The sequence below is a fragment of the Nocardia sp. NPDC087230 genome (assembly GCF_044744725.1).
GTDB classification, from domain to species: domain Bacteria; phylum Actinomycetota; class Actinomycetes; order Mycobacteriales; family Mycobacteriaceae; genus Nocardia; species Nocardia canadensis.
Genome location: NZ_JBIUYV010000001.1, coordinates 218,749 through 233,090, shown reverse-complemented (window position 1 = coordinate 233,090; position 14,342 = coordinate 218,749). Strand labels below are relative to the sequence as shown.

At 67.7% G+C, this 14,342-nt stretch carries 18 protein-coding genes; 3 read left to right on the top strand and 15 right to left on the bottom strand.

All coding sequences use genetic code 11. From position 1 onward, the window contains the following. Positions 1-38 precede the first annotated feature (38 nt). From ACIO52_RS01215 to ACIO52_RS01205, 3 genes are all read right to left on the bottom strand, one after another. Entirely contained in the window at positions 39-728 is a 690-nt protein-coding gene (locus ACIO52_RS01215) for a response regulator transcription factor (RefSeq protein WP_019049472.1), read from the bottom strand. After that, a complete protein-coding gene (locus ACIO52_RS01210) occupies positions 725-1,963 on the bottom strand; it encodes a cell wall metabolism sensor histidine kinase WalK (protein ID WP_218721985.1) in 1,239 nt (412 codons plus the stop codon). The genes ACIO52_RS01215 and ACIO52_RS01210 overlap by 4 nt, the downstream gene beginning before the upstream one ends. A 129-nt stretch (positions 1,964-2,092) precedes the next feature. Next, positions 2,093-2,479 (bottom strand): helix-turn-helix domain-containing protein, encoded by a 387-nt coding sequence (locus tag ACIO52_RS01205; RefSeq protein WP_218721986.1) that lies wholly within the window; start codon positions 2,477-2,479, stop codon positions 2,093-2,095. A gap of 110 nt (positions 2,480-2,589) precedes the next feature. Between ACIO52_RS01205 and ACIO52_RS01200 the strand changes: the two genes are divergently transcribed. Further along, entirely contained in the window at positions 2,590-3,330 is a 741-nt protein-coding gene (locus ACIO52_RS01200) for an NADPH-dependent F420 reductase (protein ID WP_402640623.1), read from the top strand. A 59-nt stretch (positions 3,331-3,389) separates the two neighbouring features. On the opposite strand, the gene ACIO52_RS01195 is transcribed toward ACIO52_RS01200, so the two are convergent. From ACIO52_RS01195 to ACIO52_RS01160, 8 genes are all read right to left on the bottom strand, one after another. After that, entirely contained in the window at positions 3,390-4,094 is a 705-nt protein-coding gene (locus tag ACIO52_RS01195; protein WP_218721988.1) for an ESX secretion-associated protein EspG, read from the bottom strand. After that, a complete protein-coding gene (locus tag ACIO52_RS01190; protein WP_316576206.1) occupies positions 4,091-5,437 on the bottom strand; it encodes a hypothetical protein in 1,347 nt (448 codons plus the stop codon). The genes ACIO52_RS01195 and ACIO52_RS01190 overlap by 4 nt, the downstream gene beginning before the upstream one ends. Positions 5,438-5,440: 3 nt before the next feature. Beyond that, positions 5,441-6,076 carry a DUF3558 domain-containing protein gene (locus ACIO52_RS01185; RefSeq protein ID WP_402640620.1) on the bottom strand — a complete coding sequence of 212 codons (636 nt, stop codon included), beginning with the start codon at positions 6,074-6,076 and terminating at the stop codon, positions 5,441-5,443. Then, positions 6,076-6,438, bottom strand: a complete 363-nt coding sequence (locus ACIO52_RS01180) for a hypothetical protein (protein ID WP_402640617.1) — start codon at positions 6,436-6,438, stop codon at positions 6,076-6,078. Before ACIO52_RS01180 ends, ACIO52_RS01185 begins: the two co-directional genes overlap by 1 nt. 157 nt (positions 6,439-6,595) lie before the next feature. Continuing rightward, positions 6,596-7,222, bottom strand: coding sequence for a DUF3558 domain-containing protein (locus tag ACIO52_RS01175; RefSeq protein ID WP_316576209.1), 627 nt, complete (start codon positions 7,220-7,222; stop codon positions 6,596-6,598). Between the two features lie 3 nt (positions 7,223-7,225). Next, complete coding sequence (locus tag ACIO52_RS01170) at positions 7,226-7,426, bottom strand: hypothetical protein (protein ID WP_402640614.1); 201 nt, start codon at positions 7,424-7,426, stop codon at positions 7,226-7,228. A 21-nt stretch (positions 7,427-7,447) separates the two neighbouring features. After that, on the bottom strand, positions 7,448-8,083 hold the full coding sequence (locus tag ACIO52_RS01165) for a DUF3558 domain-containing protein (RefSeq protein ID WP_316576210.1): 636 nt from the start codon (positions 8,081-8,083) through the stop codon (positions 7,448-7,450). A gap of 1 nt (position 8,084) precedes the next feature. Beyond that, positions 8,085-8,447 (bottom strand): hypothetical protein, encoded by a 363-nt coding sequence (locus ACIO52_RS01160; protein WP_402640611.1) that lies wholly within the window; start codon positions 8,445-8,447, stop codon positions 8,085-8,087. A 359-nt stretch (positions 8,448-8,806) separates the two neighbouring features. Between ACIO52_RS01160 and ACIO52_RS01155 the strand changes: the two genes are divergently transcribed. Continuing rightward, on the top strand, positions 8,807-9,553 hold the full coding sequence (locus ACIO52_RS01155; protein WP_402640608.1) for a hypothetical protein: 747 nt from the start codon (positions 8,807-8,809) through the stop codon (positions 9,551-9,553). Between the two features lie 71 nt (positions 9,554-9,624). Here the strand turns inward: ACIO52_RS01155 and ACIO52_RS01150 are convergent, their stop codons facing one another. Then, positions 9,625-9,972, bottom strand: coding sequence for a DoxX family protein (locus ACIO52_RS01150; protein WP_316576213.1), 348 nt, complete (start codon positions 9,970-9,972; stop codon positions 9,625-9,627). Between the two features lie 204 nt (positions 9,973-10,176). On the opposite strand from ACIO52_RS01150, the gene ACIO52_RS01145 reads away from it, so the two are divergent. Then, the gene (locus tag ACIO52_RS01145; RefSeq protein WP_402640605.1) at positions 10,177-11,307 is read left to right on the top strand and encodes a serine hydrolase domain-containing protein; all 1,131 of its coding nucleotides are present in this window, start codon (positions 10,177-10,179) and stop codon (positions 11,305-11,307) included. Between the two features lie 68 nt (positions 11,308-11,375). Here the strand turns inward: ACIO52_RS01145 and ACIO52_RS01140 are convergent, their stop codons facing one another. The 3 genes from ACIO52_RS01140 to ACIO52_RS01130 all read right to left on the bottom strand — a co-directional run bounded on the left by ACIO52_RS01140 (position 11,376) and on the right by ACIO52_RS01130 (position 14,303). Next, positions 11,376-12,356, bottom strand: a complete 981-nt coding sequence (locus tag ACIO52_RS01140) for an Rpn family recombination-promoting nuclease/putative transposase (RefSeq protein WP_402640601.1) — start codon at positions 12,354-12,356, stop codon at positions 11,376-11,378. A gap of 228 nt (positions 12,357-12,584) precedes the next feature. Further along, a complete protein-coding gene (locus tag ACIO52_RS01135; RefSeq protein WP_019049486.1) occupies positions 12,585-13,322 on the bottom strand; it encodes a phosphoglyceromutase in 738 nt (245 codons plus the stop codon). Between the two features lie 87 nt (positions 13,323-13,409). Then, positions 13,410-14,303, bottom strand: coding sequence for an ROK family protein (locus tag ACIO52_RS01130; protein WP_402640597.1), 894 nt, complete (start codon positions 14,301-14,303; stop codon positions 13,410-13,412). Positions 14,304-14,342 lie beyond the last annotated feature (39 nt).

Genomic DNA, 14,342 nt, shown 5'->3' with positions numbered 1-14,342 from the left:
CGTCGGTCCGACCGACGGGGCTCTGTTCGTTCGCGGGATCAGGCTTCGAGCTTGTACCCCAGGCCACGCACGGTGACCAGGTGCTCGGGCTTGGCCGGATCGGCCTCGATCTTCGAGCGCAGGCGCTTGACGTGCACATCCAGGGTCTTGGTGTCACCGACGTAGTCGGCGCCCCAGACGCGGTCGATGAGCTGCCCACGGGTGAGCACGCGGCCGGAGTTGCGCAGCAGGTATTCGAGCAGGTCGAACTCCTTGAGCGGCAGGGTGACCTGCCCGCCGTTGACGTGGACCGTGTGCCGGTCCACGTCCATCCGCACCGGACCGGCCTCGAGCACGCCGTTCTCGCTGCCGGAGTCCAGCTCGTCGCCCGCGCCGCGGCGCAGCACGGCGCGGATGCGGGCGATCAGCTCGCGCGCCGAGTACGGCTTGGTGACGTAGTCGTCGGCGCCCAGTTCCAGGCCCACGACCTTGTCGATCTCGCTGTCGCGGGCGGTCACCATGATCACCGGCACGCCGCTGCGGGTGCGCAGCTGCTTGCAGACGTCGGTGCCGCTCATGCCGGGCAGCATCAGGTCCAGCAGCACGATGTCGGCGCCGGAGCGGTCGAACTCGGCCAGCGCGGACGGACCGTCGCCGACGACGGTGACGTCGAAGCCCTCCTTGCGCAGCAGGAACGCCAGCGGATCGGCCAGCGACTCCTCGTCCTCGACGATCAACACACTCGTCATCTGCGTGCCTCCACACCGTTCGTTCGTCCAGCGGGGGTGCGCTGGATGATGGGTTCTCTCGTGGCGAGCTCCGGCGTCTGCTCCGCGTCCTCATCCCCATCGGTTTCCAGATGGGCGGGGATGCGCAGCGTGAACGTCGAGCCGGTGCCCAGTTTGCTCCACAGGGTGATCTCACCGTTGTGGTTGGCCGCCACGTGTTTGACGATGGCCAGGCCGAGCCCGGTGCCGCCGGTGGACCGCGAGCGCGCCTTGTCCGAGCGGAAGAACCGCTCGAACACCCGCTCCTGGTCTTCCTTGGCGATACCGATGCCACGGTCGGTGACGGCCATCGCGACGTGATCGCCGCGCAGCGACCGGCTCACCGACACGTGCGAACCCTGCGGCGAGTACGCGATGGCGTTCTCCACCAGGTTCGACAGCGCGGTGACCAGCAGCGTCTCGTCGCCGAGCACTTCCAGCCCGCTGGGCCGGTCGGTGCTGACGGTGATGCCGGCGGCCTCGGCGGCGGTGCGCGACCGGTCCACGGCCTGCTGCACCACGGTGTCGACGTCGACGACGGCCAGATCGGGCAGCTTCTCGGCGCCCTGCAGCCGCGAGAGCGCGATCAGCTCGGTCACCATCTTGCCCAGGCGCCGCGATTCGGCCAGCACGCGCGAGCCGAAGTGGCGCACCGCGTCGGGATCGTCGGCGGATTCCAGCATGGCCTCGGCGAGCAGGCTCATCGCGCCCACGGGGGTCTTGAGCTCGTGGCTGACGTTGGCGACGAAATCGCGCCTGGTCGCCTCCATGCGCGCCTGCTCGGAGTCGTCGTCGGCGAAGAGCACGACGAAGCTGGTCTCCTCGCGCGAGAGCTTGCGGGCGATGCCGCGCACGGCGATCCGGCCACGGCCGGGCAGCGGGTTCTTGGCGGTGAGGTCGTATTCGGCGGACTCGCCGGTGGCCAGCACCTTCTCCACCGCGGCCCACGCGCGTTCGTCGAGCAACCGGTTGCGGACCAGGCCGAGTTCCTCCGCGCGCGGGTTCACCAGCACCACGTCGCGGTACTCGTCGACGACGGCGATGCCGCTCTCGGACGCCAGCACGATCAGGTCGAGCACCTGCGACATGGTCAGCCCGGTGTCTTCCTGGGTGCGGGCGGCCTGTCTGGCGTTGACGTACGGGATCAGCAGGCCTCCGACTGCCAGTCCGACGACAGCCGCGAGGACTGCCAACAGCACGGCCTGCGGAACACTCACACTTTGATCGTACGAGTGCCGACCGACGTATCGGTGGCGGGTCGTCGAAGTTTCGCGCAGGTCACAGGCCCTTGGCGTGGCGTTCTCGTGCCGTTCACCCGGCAGGCACCTGGAGTGTCGGCGGGCGTGTCAGTCCGCCGGTTCGCCGTACATCGCGAGGGTCACCGCGGCCCCGTGCCGGTCGACCCATGCGCCGAGCGCATAAATCGGCTGGAGCAGATCGCGGCCGGCTTCGGTGAGTTCGTACTCCACCCGCGGCGGCGCTTCGGCGTAGCGCTGCCTGCGTACGAGCGTCATCTGTTCCATCCGCCGCAACGTCTGGGTGAGCATCTTCTGGCTGATCCCACCGACGGCGGTACGGAGGTCACTGTGACGAAGCGGACCATCCCGCAGCATGTACACGATCACGGGTAGCCAGGAATTCCCGAACAGATCCACGCCCATCCTGGCGGGGCAGTCGGACTCGTAGTCGCCATACGGCGCGTACTGCGCCGGTTCGGCCGGTACCGCGGTCATGCGAGTCAGCCTGCCACCGCCGAAAGGCACCCGGGAGTGCCCATCGGAATTCCTACCGTCGGTGCTGTCGATGCCACCGGGCTCGGCAACCACGGATCTCGGGAGTTCTCATGCGAATCGGAATCATCGGCGCGGGTGCGATGGCGGCCGCGCTCGGCGGCGGCTGGGCGGCGGCGGGTCACGAGGTGTGGATCGGCGCGCGGTCGGCCGACGCCGGACACGAGCTGGCCGCCCGGATCAGCTCGACTCCGCGCGATCCGCGCCCGTCGGCGACCGGATCCACCGAGGCAGCTGTCATCGCTTCGGCGGCCGAGCCCGCGGTACACGCCGGGGACATCGGCTCGGCGATCGCGGCCGCCGACGTCGTGCTGCTGGCGGTACCGGTGGACGCCCTGACCCTCTTGCTCGGCGAACACCGCGACGCCTTGGCGGGAAAGGTCCTCATCGACTGCACCAACGCCTTCCTGCCCGACGCGGCCGCACCCGAGGGCGTGACCGCGTTCGTACTGAGCGAGGACGCGGTGGCCGAACGCATCGCGGCGAGCGTTCCGAAAGCCCACGTGGTCAAGGCCTTCAACCTGCTCGCCGCCGAGGTCTGGGCCGGCGCGGATCGCGTCTTCGACGGCGAGCGGCTGGCTGTCCCGCTCTGCGGTGACAACGCCGAGGCCGTACGCGCCGTAGCGTCTCTCGCCGAAGACCTTGCCCTGCAACCGTTCCCCGCGGGCGGACTGCATCGCGCGAAATACCTGGAAGCCACCTCGGTCTTCACCGTCGGCTTGTGGTTCGCCGGTGCGAACGCACGGGCCATGCTGCCCCCGCTGTCGGCGGCGTTCGCGGTGGCCGACTCCTAAGTGGTCTTCCTCCGCCACCTGCCGCGGGCCCGGCGGTCCCCGGTGCACGGTCGCCGGTCTCAGTCACCTCGCGCGGGAGCGGTCGCGATGGCCTCGATCGCGTCGATCAGGCGTTGCTTGCCCGCGGGTTCGATGTGCAGATCCTGGTAGCGCCGGTAGCTGAGGTAGCGGCCGTCGTCGGCGACGTCGAGCCAGGTCAGGTAGCGGGCCGGGATCGCGCGCGCGGCGTGCAACCCCACCCTGGCCTCGATGTGGCCGGACGCGGCGCGTTCGGCAGCCGTGAGCCGGTGCATCCGCTCGGCGACGGAATCCGGTGCGCGCTGCCAGGATTCGAAGTGCGCGGCCAGCCGGTCGACGTCCTCGACGAGATGCCCGGCCTGCCCGGCGGGCAGTTCGCCGAGGAAGGAGGCGAACGCGCGCGACACCATCCCGGCACTGCCGGAGAACACCTCGACACTGTTGTCGTGGTACTGCCGGATCACGACCCCGCGCTCCCCCGACCGCGCGCCATAGGCACGCAACCGGGGCCCGGCCTGGTCGAAGGCCGCCATCGCGGTGTCCGGCCGCGCCGCGTGCCGCAGCACCGCGGTCAGGTCGGGATCGGCGCCGGTGGGCCAGCGCTGCGCGGCGGCCCGGGCGAGCTCCTCGTATTCGCTCTGGGTCAGGGCGTCCGAATACACGGTCAGCGGGAAGGGGTACCGGTCGTCGCCGGTCTCCCCTTGCCAGACCACGGCGAATTCGTCGGCGGTGAAGGTCCAGCTCACGATGCCCCCGCGCCGCCCTGATCCTGGTCAGCGACCCGGGTCGCCGGTGCGTCCGCGCCGATGGCGCCGGGCACCGCGGGCACGTCGTCGCCGAACAGCTCGGGCTGCACCCGGCGCAGGTAGTCGGGAGCGCTGTGTTCCTGCTCGTCGTCCTTACCGCCGCCGCGCGCGCCCGGCGCGCCCATCATGCCCGGACTCATGCCGCGCCCGGCCGAGGCCGCACCCGCCGCGCCGGAAAGCCCAGCGGCCGCGAGGTTTTGACCGACGCCCGCCGGCGCCCGCCCGGCGACAGACCCGCCCGGCGTCAGCGTGGCGCCACCCGGGCTCGAACCGCCCGGCGACCCGGACCCCGGCGAACCACCGCCACCCGGGCTGGTACCCGGGGTGGTCGTGGCCGGGGTCGTCGACGCGGGAGTGGTGCTCGCCGGGTTGGTCGAGCTGCTGTCGTCGCCCTGCGAGTCGTCGGAACCGCCGCTGTCGTCGGTATCCGTGCCCGCCGTCGTCGTGTCGTCGTCGGTCGTCGTTCCGGGTTGCGTGGTTTCCTCGGTGGTCCCCGGGTTTTCGCCGGTCGTCGTCCCGTCGTCGGTGGTGGTTCCGCCACCACCGGTGGTGCCGCCGTTGTTCGATCCGCCGCCACCGGTGCCGGGGTCGTCGGTGCCGCCGCCGGTACCCGGCTGGGTGGGTGCGACGAAGGTCGGCACGTTCTCCCCGGCGGGGCCGTAGGTCGGCATGTAGGTCATCTTCATCGCCGCGATCGCCTGCTGACGCCGGTCGTCCTTCTCCCGCTCGGTCGCTGCCGCCGACCCGGGAACCGAGAGTTCCGCCAGAGTCGCAGGCACCGAGGTCCCGACGTTGCTCCCCTCGGTCGCGTTGACCGGCGCCGGCACAGCCACTTTCACCGCCTCCGCGCCATACGCCGCCGCCTTCACCCGATGCCCGACCGCCGACAGCACGGTGTAGACATCCGTCGCCTCGGTGATGAACTTCCGCCCAGCAGCCTCGCCAGCGGACGCGAACTCGCCATGCAAGCTCGACGAGGCCCGCGCGGTCTGAATCATCAGCCCGGTCACGGCCCCGGAGATCTCCGTGAACATCGCGACCCACTGATCACCGAACTGCTGCATCACCCCGGGTTGCATCTGCTGCACCGCGTTGTAGATGTCCTCGTGCGACATACCATCGAACGGCTCGAATTCGGGAATGTACTTCGGATCGACACCCCCGTGACTGAGCGATTCCTGTTGCTGCTCGGCACCGGACTGCTGCTGTCGCCCGCTGACCTGCTGATCCAGCCCAGGCAGAATCGCGCTCAGCGGATTCTGCGCCCCTCCCCCGTCAGCCATTGGTCAATTCTCCTTACCGATGGATTTCTCGACGACCGAGGCGATGTCCATGATGTTGGCGCAGGGGTCGAGGTTCTTGCCTTGGCCGAGGCTCTGCACGCTTGTCCACAGAAGCACCGTTCCGGCCTTCGTCTGCATCTGTACGTGACACTCACCTCGAGTCCCAGGTGCGCCCGTGCCTGTCCCAGCCAAGCGACCGTTGACCGTCGTCGGCTGCAGCCAGCTCCCGTTCTTCTGCAGGTTTTCTTCCCAAGTGATGTTCCCCGAGTCCAGACCCAACGAAATCGTACGGTCCGGATTGTCGAAAGTGCAGGTCAAGAACGTGTACTCAGCAACGAGGTCCGGCCCACGCTTCCGAGACTTAGGTCGATACCCCACAGACTCGATATCAGCATCACTGATCCACGTGCACGGATCGAAGACCACCTGGGGGCGTCCCGTGGATTGTGTGTACCTGTTGTCCTGCGACGGCGGTTGCAGCTTCGGGTCCGTCAGCGTCGGTCGCGCCGCCTGCGTCGATGTCGAGCCGGTAGATGTCCCCGACTCTGACGGGTTCGGCTCACCGGAACCCGTCGACGACCCGCAGGCAGTCACCACCAGGGCCAACAGGGCACAGAACGCGACAGTCCCTGATCTCATTACGCTCCTTGCCCGATCGCCGTCAAAGCGTCACTGTTGAGCTGGTCCGCCTCGCCGACAATGTTCGCCGCTTGCAGGTATCCGTCTGCCATACTTCGTGCCGCCGTTGCCATCTGCTTCAGGACTTGCTCAGCCGACTCGGCCTTGGTCGCGAACCCGTCCTGCAACTTCACGGCGGAGTTCAGCGACCCGAACCCGTGAATCGACTTCAGGTGCGTCGCGTCCTTGGCCCACTCATCGCACATCGCCGCGAACCGCAGATACGCCGCAGCCACCTCCCGAGCCGCATCCGGCTCCATCGTCAACTGCCCCGACGACGCCGCATTCCACAACTGCGCGGCAGCATCCCCACCGATAGCCACAGGATCCCCTCCCAACGATGCCCACCGGAATCCTAGCGCCCTCTCCTCCGCACACGACATAGCTTTGTGATCAGCTGCTCTCGCCCGCTGACCTGCTGATCCAGCCCAGGCAGAATCGCGCTCAGCGGATTCCGCGCCCCTCCCCCGTCAGCCACCGTCAGTTCTCCGTACCGATGGATTTCTCGACGACCGAGGCGATGTCCATGATGTTGGCGCAGGGGTCGAGGTTCTGGGTCTTGCCAAGGCTCAGAACCAGGTTCCCGACGATGACGACACCGACCTTGGACTGAAGGTGCACCTGGCACGCATCTTCGCCCCCCGGCTGACCGCGCACCAACCCCGCCTGGCGACCGTTGACGGTCGTCGGCTGCAACCAGGCGCCGTTCTTCCGCAAGTTCTCATCCCACGAGACATTTCCTGAGTCCACGTGGAGCGACATTGTGTTGTCCGGGTTACGGAAGATGCATGTCAGGTACGTGTACTCGGCGACCAGGTCGGGACCACGCCGACGGGACTCCGAGTGCAAGCCCACCGACTCGATGTCGGCGTCGCCGATCCAGGTACACGGATCGAAGACGACCTTCTGTCGGCCGGTCGACTGCGTGTACTTGTTGTCCTGGGATGGCGGCTGGAGCTCGGGGTCGGTCAGCGTCGGACGCGCCGCCTGGGTCGTGGTCGACCCACCCTGAGCCGAGGGTTCAGGGCCGGCGGTGCCTGTCGACGAGCCACAAGCCGAGGCCGCCAGAGCAACGAGGATGCCGCCCGCGATCACTCTCGTTTTCATGCGTTATGCCTGCCTAGCTGTCTCGCTCAACGCATCCGCGTTGAGCCGGTCCGCCTCACTCAGAATTCCCGCAGCCTGCAGATATCCGTCAGCCATGCCCCTCGCTGCCGTCGCCAGCTGCTGCAACACCTGCTTCGCGCCGATCGCCTTGTTCGAGAACCCCTGCTGCAACGACAGAGCAGGGTCAATGACCCGAAACCACATCGCCGCGAACCGTAGCCATCGTCAGTTCTCCTTACCGATGGATTTCTCGACGACCGAGGCGATGTCCATGATGTTGGCGCAGGGGTCGAGGTTCTGGCTTCGACCGAGGCCCAGGCTGTGGGTCCGGACGATGACGACGCCAACATTCGTCCGCAGGTGGACCCTGCACAACGAATCGTCCCCTTTCTCACCGCGCAGAAGTCCCGCCTGGCGACCATTGACTGTGGTCGGTTCCAGCACGTACCCGTTCTTTTGCAGGTCCTCTTCCCACGTGATGTTGCCGGAGTCCAGTCCGAGCGACATCGCACTGTCCGGGGTGCGGAAATCGCAGGTCAAGAACGTGTACTCGGCGACGAGATCCGATCCGCGCTTCCTGGAGCCGGGGCGAAAGCCCACGGACTCGATGTCGGCGTCGGTAATCCAGGTACACGGGTCGAAGACGACTTTCGGTCGCCCGGTCGATTGTGTGTACTTGGTGTCCTGAGCCGGCGGCTGAAGCCTCGGATCCGTCAACGTCGGACGCGCCGCCTGGGTCGCCGTCGAAGCGGCCGAAGTCTCCGAGACCGAGGCATCGACGTCGGTGGAACCCGTCGACGAACTGCACGCAGATGCAGCCAGTGCGACAAGGACACAACCCGCGATCGTTACGGCTTTCATGTCATGCCTGCCCAGCAATCGTGCTCAATGCTGTCGCGTTGAGCTGGTCCGCCTCGGCAAGGATTCCCGCAGCTTGCAGGTATCCGTCTGCCATCTTCCTTGCTGCCGACTCCAACTGCTCGAGCACCTGCCTCGCCGCCGCCGCCTTGTCCGAAAACCCTCGCTGCAAGTTCAGCGCGGAGTCGAGCGCCCCGAACCCATGGATATCTTGCAGACGCCCAGCGTCGTCAGACCAGGTCCCGCACATCGCCGCGAACCGCAGATACGACTGAGCCACCTCCCGAGCCGCATCCGGCTCCATCGTCAACTGCCCCGACGACGCCGCATTCCACAGCTGCGCGGCAGCATCCCCACCGATAGCCACTGAGTCCCTCCCTCGATGCCCCGCAAGTCTAGCGCCAGCGGCGACCTTGCCATGCCGAGGCGTCGACGACCGCAGCAACAACCCCGGCTGGATTCGTCACCTCGCGCACTGTCTTGACAGGCTACAAATAGGCGATCAGGGTGTAGACGGCACACAGGCCGGATCGGCACGTGAAACACGGTGGGGAGAAAAACTATTCATGCGAAATTCGCACAGCTCACGGCCGACACCAAGTGCAATCTTCTGACAGGCGAAAGGACACTGCCCTGTGGGTCTTTCCAGCGGGGCAGCAACGACGGCAGATCGTCTCGGCGGCAGGACTTTCAGGACTTACCGCACTCTGCGCAATCATCAGTTCGATGATGTGGCGAAGCGGCGACGATACAGCCGTCGCTGTTGCGAAATACGTAGGGATCTTCGCGGTCGGGATGGGGTGCTTGCTTGTTGTTGCGGCCACCCAACACTTCCAGGTATTCCACGGCGACAACCTCCGGTCAGGGGCCGACGAAGGTGACGCCGCCACCACCGTCCCAGGGTCGAAGACATTTTTCTGGGCCCAGCAAGCGATGTGGTTCTGCTACGCGATTCTTTTCCTGCCCGCGGCATATGAGATTGCAACCACCGCATGGCACGAATATTGGCACCTCGTTATCATATTCGCCGGAATCGGAACGTTCGCGACTATCCCACTCGCGGCCGCTCTCGCCGGACGACTCCGGACAGGCAAGCTGATCCTCACTCCCCGAGCGATCGTCCATGAGGGCTGGAGTTCACGTACCCGGTTGTTGTGGGAGGACGTGAACAGAGTCCGAACCTCATTCGAGCGAGTTCCGATCATCGACATCGCGGGCATGAGCGGTGCCCGATGGAGTGTCTCCTATTACTTGCCATCTCCGAGCATCGTCGGCAGACCGAATCCAGCGTGGAACCTCGATCGGCCACCACATACCGGATGGGTGGTACTCGAGTGCCCCAGGTTCTCCGTCGACCGAGTCGCGCTGTATCGATACCTCGATTTCTATGCGGAGAACCCTGAGCTGCGCGATGAACTGGGAACAGATTCGGCGTTGGAACGCTGGCGGCTGTTGGCCGGCGATCGACGCTGATTCGCTTGGTGACGCACGCACCGTGCGGCTGATCGCCCCCAGCGTTCAGCCGCAGCGCTGTTGCCGGAAACTCAGGCGGCCAAGCCGAGGCCCAATGCGACGGCTACAGGAGCCAGGTACAGCACCGGGAAGGCGACGGTTTTGTACGAGCGGGCGCGCAGAACGGTTACTACCGCGCCGAGGAAGTAGAGGATGAGGCCGACGGCGGCGGCGATGCCGAGGGCGGGGATCCACAGGCCGGCGATGAGGCCGAGCGCTCCTGCGGCCTTGGCGAAACCGAGCGGGGTCCACCAGGTTTGGGGGACGCCGTATTCGATCAACGGATCGACGACGAAGGGGGCGCGGCGCAGGAGCGAGACGGCCGAGAAGCCGACCCAGAGGGCGGCGAGGACGGTGACGATGACGTACGCGGTGTGCATGGTGTGCCTCCTTCGGCAGCCGCGGTGTTCGCGGCGTCTACCGAGGTGACGATGTAGGCGGGGTGGGTGTGACATCCGGGGACGGGTCGCCGAATTCTCGGGTGTCGCCTGGTGATTCGCCGGTCGGGCCCGTACCCCGGTCCGAGGCGGTGGCAGTACCGCAGACCGATGTGGGTGGCGGCTGGGGATTTCTACCGTCGGATCATGCGAACCAGAGTCCTCGTTCTCTCGATCGGCACGGCCGCCGTGCTTCTGTCGGCCTGCGCGACCAGCGCGGCCGAGCCCGTTCCGGCGCCGTCGGGCGTCCACGCTCGCGCGGACATCGTGCGAGGCGATCTCGACGGGCTGATCCGTGCCGGTGCGGTGGGAGCCTTGGCCACACTCACCGACAACGGCGTCACCACCGTGCTGGCGGCGGGCAACGCCGATCTCGCGGCGGGGAGGCCGATGCCCGTCGATCCGGCCCAGCACGTCCGGGTCGGCAGTGTCACCAAGAGCTTCACCGCCGCGGTGGTCCTGCAGCTGGCGGCCGAGGGCAGGGTCGATCTCGACCGGCCGATCGAGACGTATCTGCCGGGCCTGCTCACCGGGGACGGCGTCGACGGCCGCGTCATCACCGTCCGCCAGCTCCTCGGACATCGGAGCGGACTGCCCGAGCCGACCGAAGCCCTCGGCGTGAACGAGCACACGGCGGCCCTGCTGGGCCGGACCTTCACGCCCGCGCAGGAAATCGCGCTGGCTCTGCGCTACCCCGCGCAGTTCAGCCCGGGTGCTCGATTCGACTACACGAACACCAATTACATCGTCGCCGGAATGCTGATCGAGGCGGTGACCGGACGCGGCTACGGCGAGGAGCTGCGCGACCGGATCCTCACCCCGCTGGGTCTGTCGGGCACCTATCTCCCGGCCACCGGCGAGACCGGCCTGCGCGAACCGCATCCGACCGGCTACACCACCGTCGACGGCACGATCGCCGACGAAACGCGGATGGAGCCGTCGGTGCCATGGGCCTCCGGTGCGTTGGTCAGCACCGGGGCCGACCTCAACCGCTTCTACACCGCGCTGTTGTCCGGCCGGGTGGTGCCGCTGACGCAACTGCGGCAGATGCTCGACGGCGTCGACATGGGCGGCGACGACGGCATGTCCTACGGCCTCGGGGTCGGCTACGCCCAGCTACCGTGCGGCTCCCGCTTCGTCGGCCACGTCGGGGGTGTTCGTGGTTTCACCGCTGTCGCAGGCGCCACTGAAGCAGGACGAGCGGTCGCCTTCTCTTTCACCGGAACCCCCACCGCCACCGAGATCGCCACGTTGCTCACCCACGCACTGTGTGACTGATCACGGACGATGGACCGAACACAGACGCCGGCGGTCGACAGGCCCTGGCCAGGGTGGCTCGCCGACTGTCAGGCGAAGATCTCGTCGATAGTGTCGGCCGACAGCAAGCGCTGCGCCCACACCCGCAACTGATCCGAATCGGCAGAACGGACTCGCGCCACGATTTCGGCCTGTACCGCACCGAATTTCCCAGCCAGGAGCTCGATGAGTTGCTCCGCCCGTCCCCTGGCCTCGCCCCGGGCCTCGCCCCTGGCTTCGCCCTCAGCGCGTAGACGTTCCGCTGTCGTCACGATCGCCTCCTTCGCGCGCGGACCGAGTTGCTCGATCACCCGATCCAGGTCTTCCTGGGGTGTATCACCCACGATCAGGATGTAGCTGAACGTCGGTCGGAGGTCGATATCGGGATCGGCCTCCATGGCTTGCAGATCCTCGATCAGGTCCAGCATATCGTCCCCGAGGTGAGTGCTGCCGGGTGCGATCTTGTGCAGGATCAGCATCACGCGAGTCGCCGGCGTGAGGTCGCGGGTGTGGAGTGCGGCCAGGTCCAAGGCGGCGACGTCATCGAGGAGGAAGGAGAATCGAGGCAGGTAGGGATCGAGAAGGTCGTATGTCGGTCCGTCGAGGTCGAACAATGGGCGCAGTTCGGTGGGGGCTGTCCAGCGGCTGGCGTGCCCACTGTGGACCACCAGCGGGATCACCGGCGGCAGTGTTTGTGCCTCGGGGTATTCGCGGCGGTGTTGGGCCCAGATGTTGACCACGTACTCCAGCATTCGCAGCGCCATGAAGCGGTCATTGCCGGACTGGTGCTCGATCAAGACGTACAGGTAGGCGTCCCTGCCGTCGAACTGCACGCTGTAGAGCAGGTCGCTGTAGCGCGAGCGCAACTCCCGGGATACGAAACTGCCTGGCTGCAGGTGCAGGGTCGCCAGGTCGAGTTCGGCGGCAATGGCGGCGGGGAGCGCCGCGCGAATCTCGCTGGCGGCGTCGACAGGCCTGGCCATGACGCACCGGAAGTAGGCATCATGTGGATTCGACGGAGGCGAGACCATGCGCGCGAAGGTACGCCCATCGCCTGCCGGACCGCGAATCACCCAAATCGGCCGTGCAGCAATGGAATACAGTCTGGTCAGAAATGTGGGGCCGGCCTGGCGATCATCGCGCAGGAGCCATCCGGTCGAGCGGCGATGCCGGACCCCGGAGTGTGGCATCGACCCGACCTCGTACCGAACGAGATCGGCCCCGCACCGGTGGACGGTGCGGGGCCGATCGGGAAACGACTACTTGCCGCCCTGGTTGGCGACGGCGGCGGCGCCTGCGGCGGCGGCCTCCGGGTCCAGGTACTCGGCCGGCTTGACCGGGCGCAGGTTCTCGTCGAGCTCGTAGCGCAGCGGGATGCCGGTGGGGATGTTCAGGCTGGAGATGTCCTCGTCGGAGATGTTGTCGAGGTGCTTGACCAGCGCGCGCAGGGAGTTGCCGTGGGCGGCGACCAGGACAGTCTTGCCGGTGAGCAGCTCGGGGGCGATGGTGGTCTCCCAGTACGGGATCATCCGGGCGACGACGTCCTTCAGGCACTCGGTCTTGGGGACCTCGATGCCCGCGTAGCGCGGGTCGCCTTCCTGGCTGTACTCGTTGTCGTCGGCGATCGGCGGCGGCGGGGTGTCGTAGCTGCGCCGCCACAGCATGAACTGGTCCTGGCCGTACTGCTCGCGGACCTGCTCCTTGTTCTTGCCCTGCAGGTCACCGTAGTGACGCTCGTTGAGGCGCCAGTCGCGGATGACCGGGATCCAGTGCCGGTCGGCGGCGTCGAGCGCGTTGTTGGCGGTGCTGATCGCGCGGCGCAGCAGCGAGGTGTAGACGATGTCGGGCAGAACGTCGTGCTCGGCGAGCAGTTCGCCGGCCCGCTTGCCCTCGGCGATGCCCTTGTCGGTCAGGTGGACATCCACCCAGCCGGTGAACAAGTTGAGGGCATTCCATTCGCTCTCGCCGTGGCGCAGCAGCACGAGGGTGTAGGTCATGGGGTCATTCTGGCATTTCGCCGATACTTCGGGCCCACCCACCTGCTACGCGGGCGGGATGACGGCCACCGGGATGCCCCGCGAGGTTCACGCCGCCGCGGCTTCCACCGCCAACACCCCCGCGCCGACGAGCGTCGCGCCGTCGGCCAGGGTCGACAACTCCACCGAGAGTCCGCGCACGAACTCCAGGCGCGCGTGTCGGGCGACCGCCGCGCGCAACGGCCCCCACAGCGGCTCGCCCGCGTGCGCGAAGCCGCCGCCGATCACCACCCGGTCCACATCGAGCAGCGCGGCCGCGCTGGACACCGCCTGTCCCAGTGCGGTTCCCGCCCGCGCCAGCGCGGCGGTGGCCACGCCGTCGCCGTGGCGCGCGGCCTCGGCGAGCTCGATGCCGGTCGTGCCGGTCCAGCCGTGCTCGCGCGCCCAGCGCACCGACGACAGGCCGCTCGCCACCGCCTCGACGCAACCGAACCCACCGCAGCCGCAGGGGGTGTCGTCCCCCGGGACCACGATGTGCCCGACATGGCCGCCGTTTCCGGTGCGCCCGACCAGGACTCGCCCGTCGGCGATGATCCCGCCGCCGACCCCGGACGACACCGTCAGCGCCAGCCCGTTGTCCACTCCGCGCAGCCCACCGACCCGGTGTTCGGCCAGCACCAGGCACGCGCCGTCGATAGCCAGCCGGACCGCTGCGGCCGGGAAAAGCGCCCGCACGTGCTCGACGATCGCGAACCCGGCGCGCCACGGCGGCAGGTTCAGCGGACGGACGACCCCGGCGGGCACGTCGACCGGTCCGGCCGAACCGATCCCGACCGCCGTGACGACGGTGTCGCCCGCCACAACGCGCAGGAGCTCCCGACACACCGCCCACAGATCGTCGGCGGCGGTGGCGGCGCGGCGCACTCCGCGCAGCGTGAAATCCGGATCTACCAGTCCCGCAGCGAATTTCGTCGCCCCGATATCGAGCGCGAGTGCCGTCATCACCACTCCTGTCCGCGCGCCGCCCGGCACCTCGTCGCC

Coding starts and splice junctions, on each gene's coding strand:
- ACIO52_RS01215 (WP_019049472.1), bottom strand. CDS start 728: ATGACGAGTGTGTTGATCGTCGAGGACGAGGAGTCGCTGGCCGATCCG.
- ACIO52_RS01205 (WP_218721986.1), bottom strand. CDS start 2,479: ATGACCGCGGTACCGGCCGAACCGGCGCAGTACGCGCCGTATGGCGAC.
- ACIO52_RS01200 (WP_402640623.1), top strand. CDS start 2,590: ATGCGAATCGGAATCATCGGCGCGGGTGCGATGGCGGCCGCGCTCGGC.
- ACIO52_RS01190 (WP_316576206.1), bottom strand. CDS start 5,437: ATGGCTGACGGGGGAGGGGCGCAGAATCCGCTGAGCGCGATTCTGCCT.
- ACIO52_RS01185 (WP_402640620.1), bottom strand. CDS start 6,076: ATGAGATCAGGGACTGTCGCGTTCTGTGCCCTGTTGGCCCTGGTGGTG.
- ACIO52_RS01175 (WP_316576209.1), bottom strand. CDS start 7,222: ATGAAAACGAGAGTGATCGCGGGCGGCATCCTCGTTGCTCTGGCGGCC.
- ACIO52_RS01170 (WP_402640614.1), bottom strand. CDS start 7,426: ATGTGGTTTCGGGTCATTGACCCTGCTCTGTCGTTGCAGCAGGGGTTC.
- ACIO52_RS01165 (WP_316576210.1), bottom strand. CDS start 8,083: ATGAAAGCCGTAACGATCGCGGGTTGTGTCCTTGTCGCACTGGCTGCA.
- ACIO52_RS01155 (WP_402640608.1), top strand. CDS start 8,807: ATGATGTGGCGAAGCGGCGACGATACAGCCGTCGCTGTTGCGAAATAC.
- ACIO52_RS01150 (WP_316576213.1), bottom strand. CDS start 9,972: ATGCACACCGCGTACGTCATCGTCACCGTCCTCGCCGCCCTCTGGGTC.
- ACIO52_RS01145 (WP_402640605.1), top strand. CDS start 10,177: ATGCGAACCAGAGTCCTCGTTCTCTCGATCGGCACGGCCGCCGTGCTT.
- ACIO52_RS01140 (WP_402640601.1), bottom strand. CDS start 12,356: ATGGTCTCGCCTCCGTCGAATCCACATGATGCCTACTTCCGGTGCGTC.
- ACIO52_RS01135 (WP_019049486.1), bottom strand. CDS start 13,322: ATGACCTACACCCTCGTGCTGCTGCGCCACGGCGAGAGCGAATGGAAT.
- ACIO52_RS01130 (WP_402640597.1), bottom strand. CDS start 14,303: ATGACGGCACTCGCGCTCGATATCGGGGCGACGAAATTCGCTGCGGGA.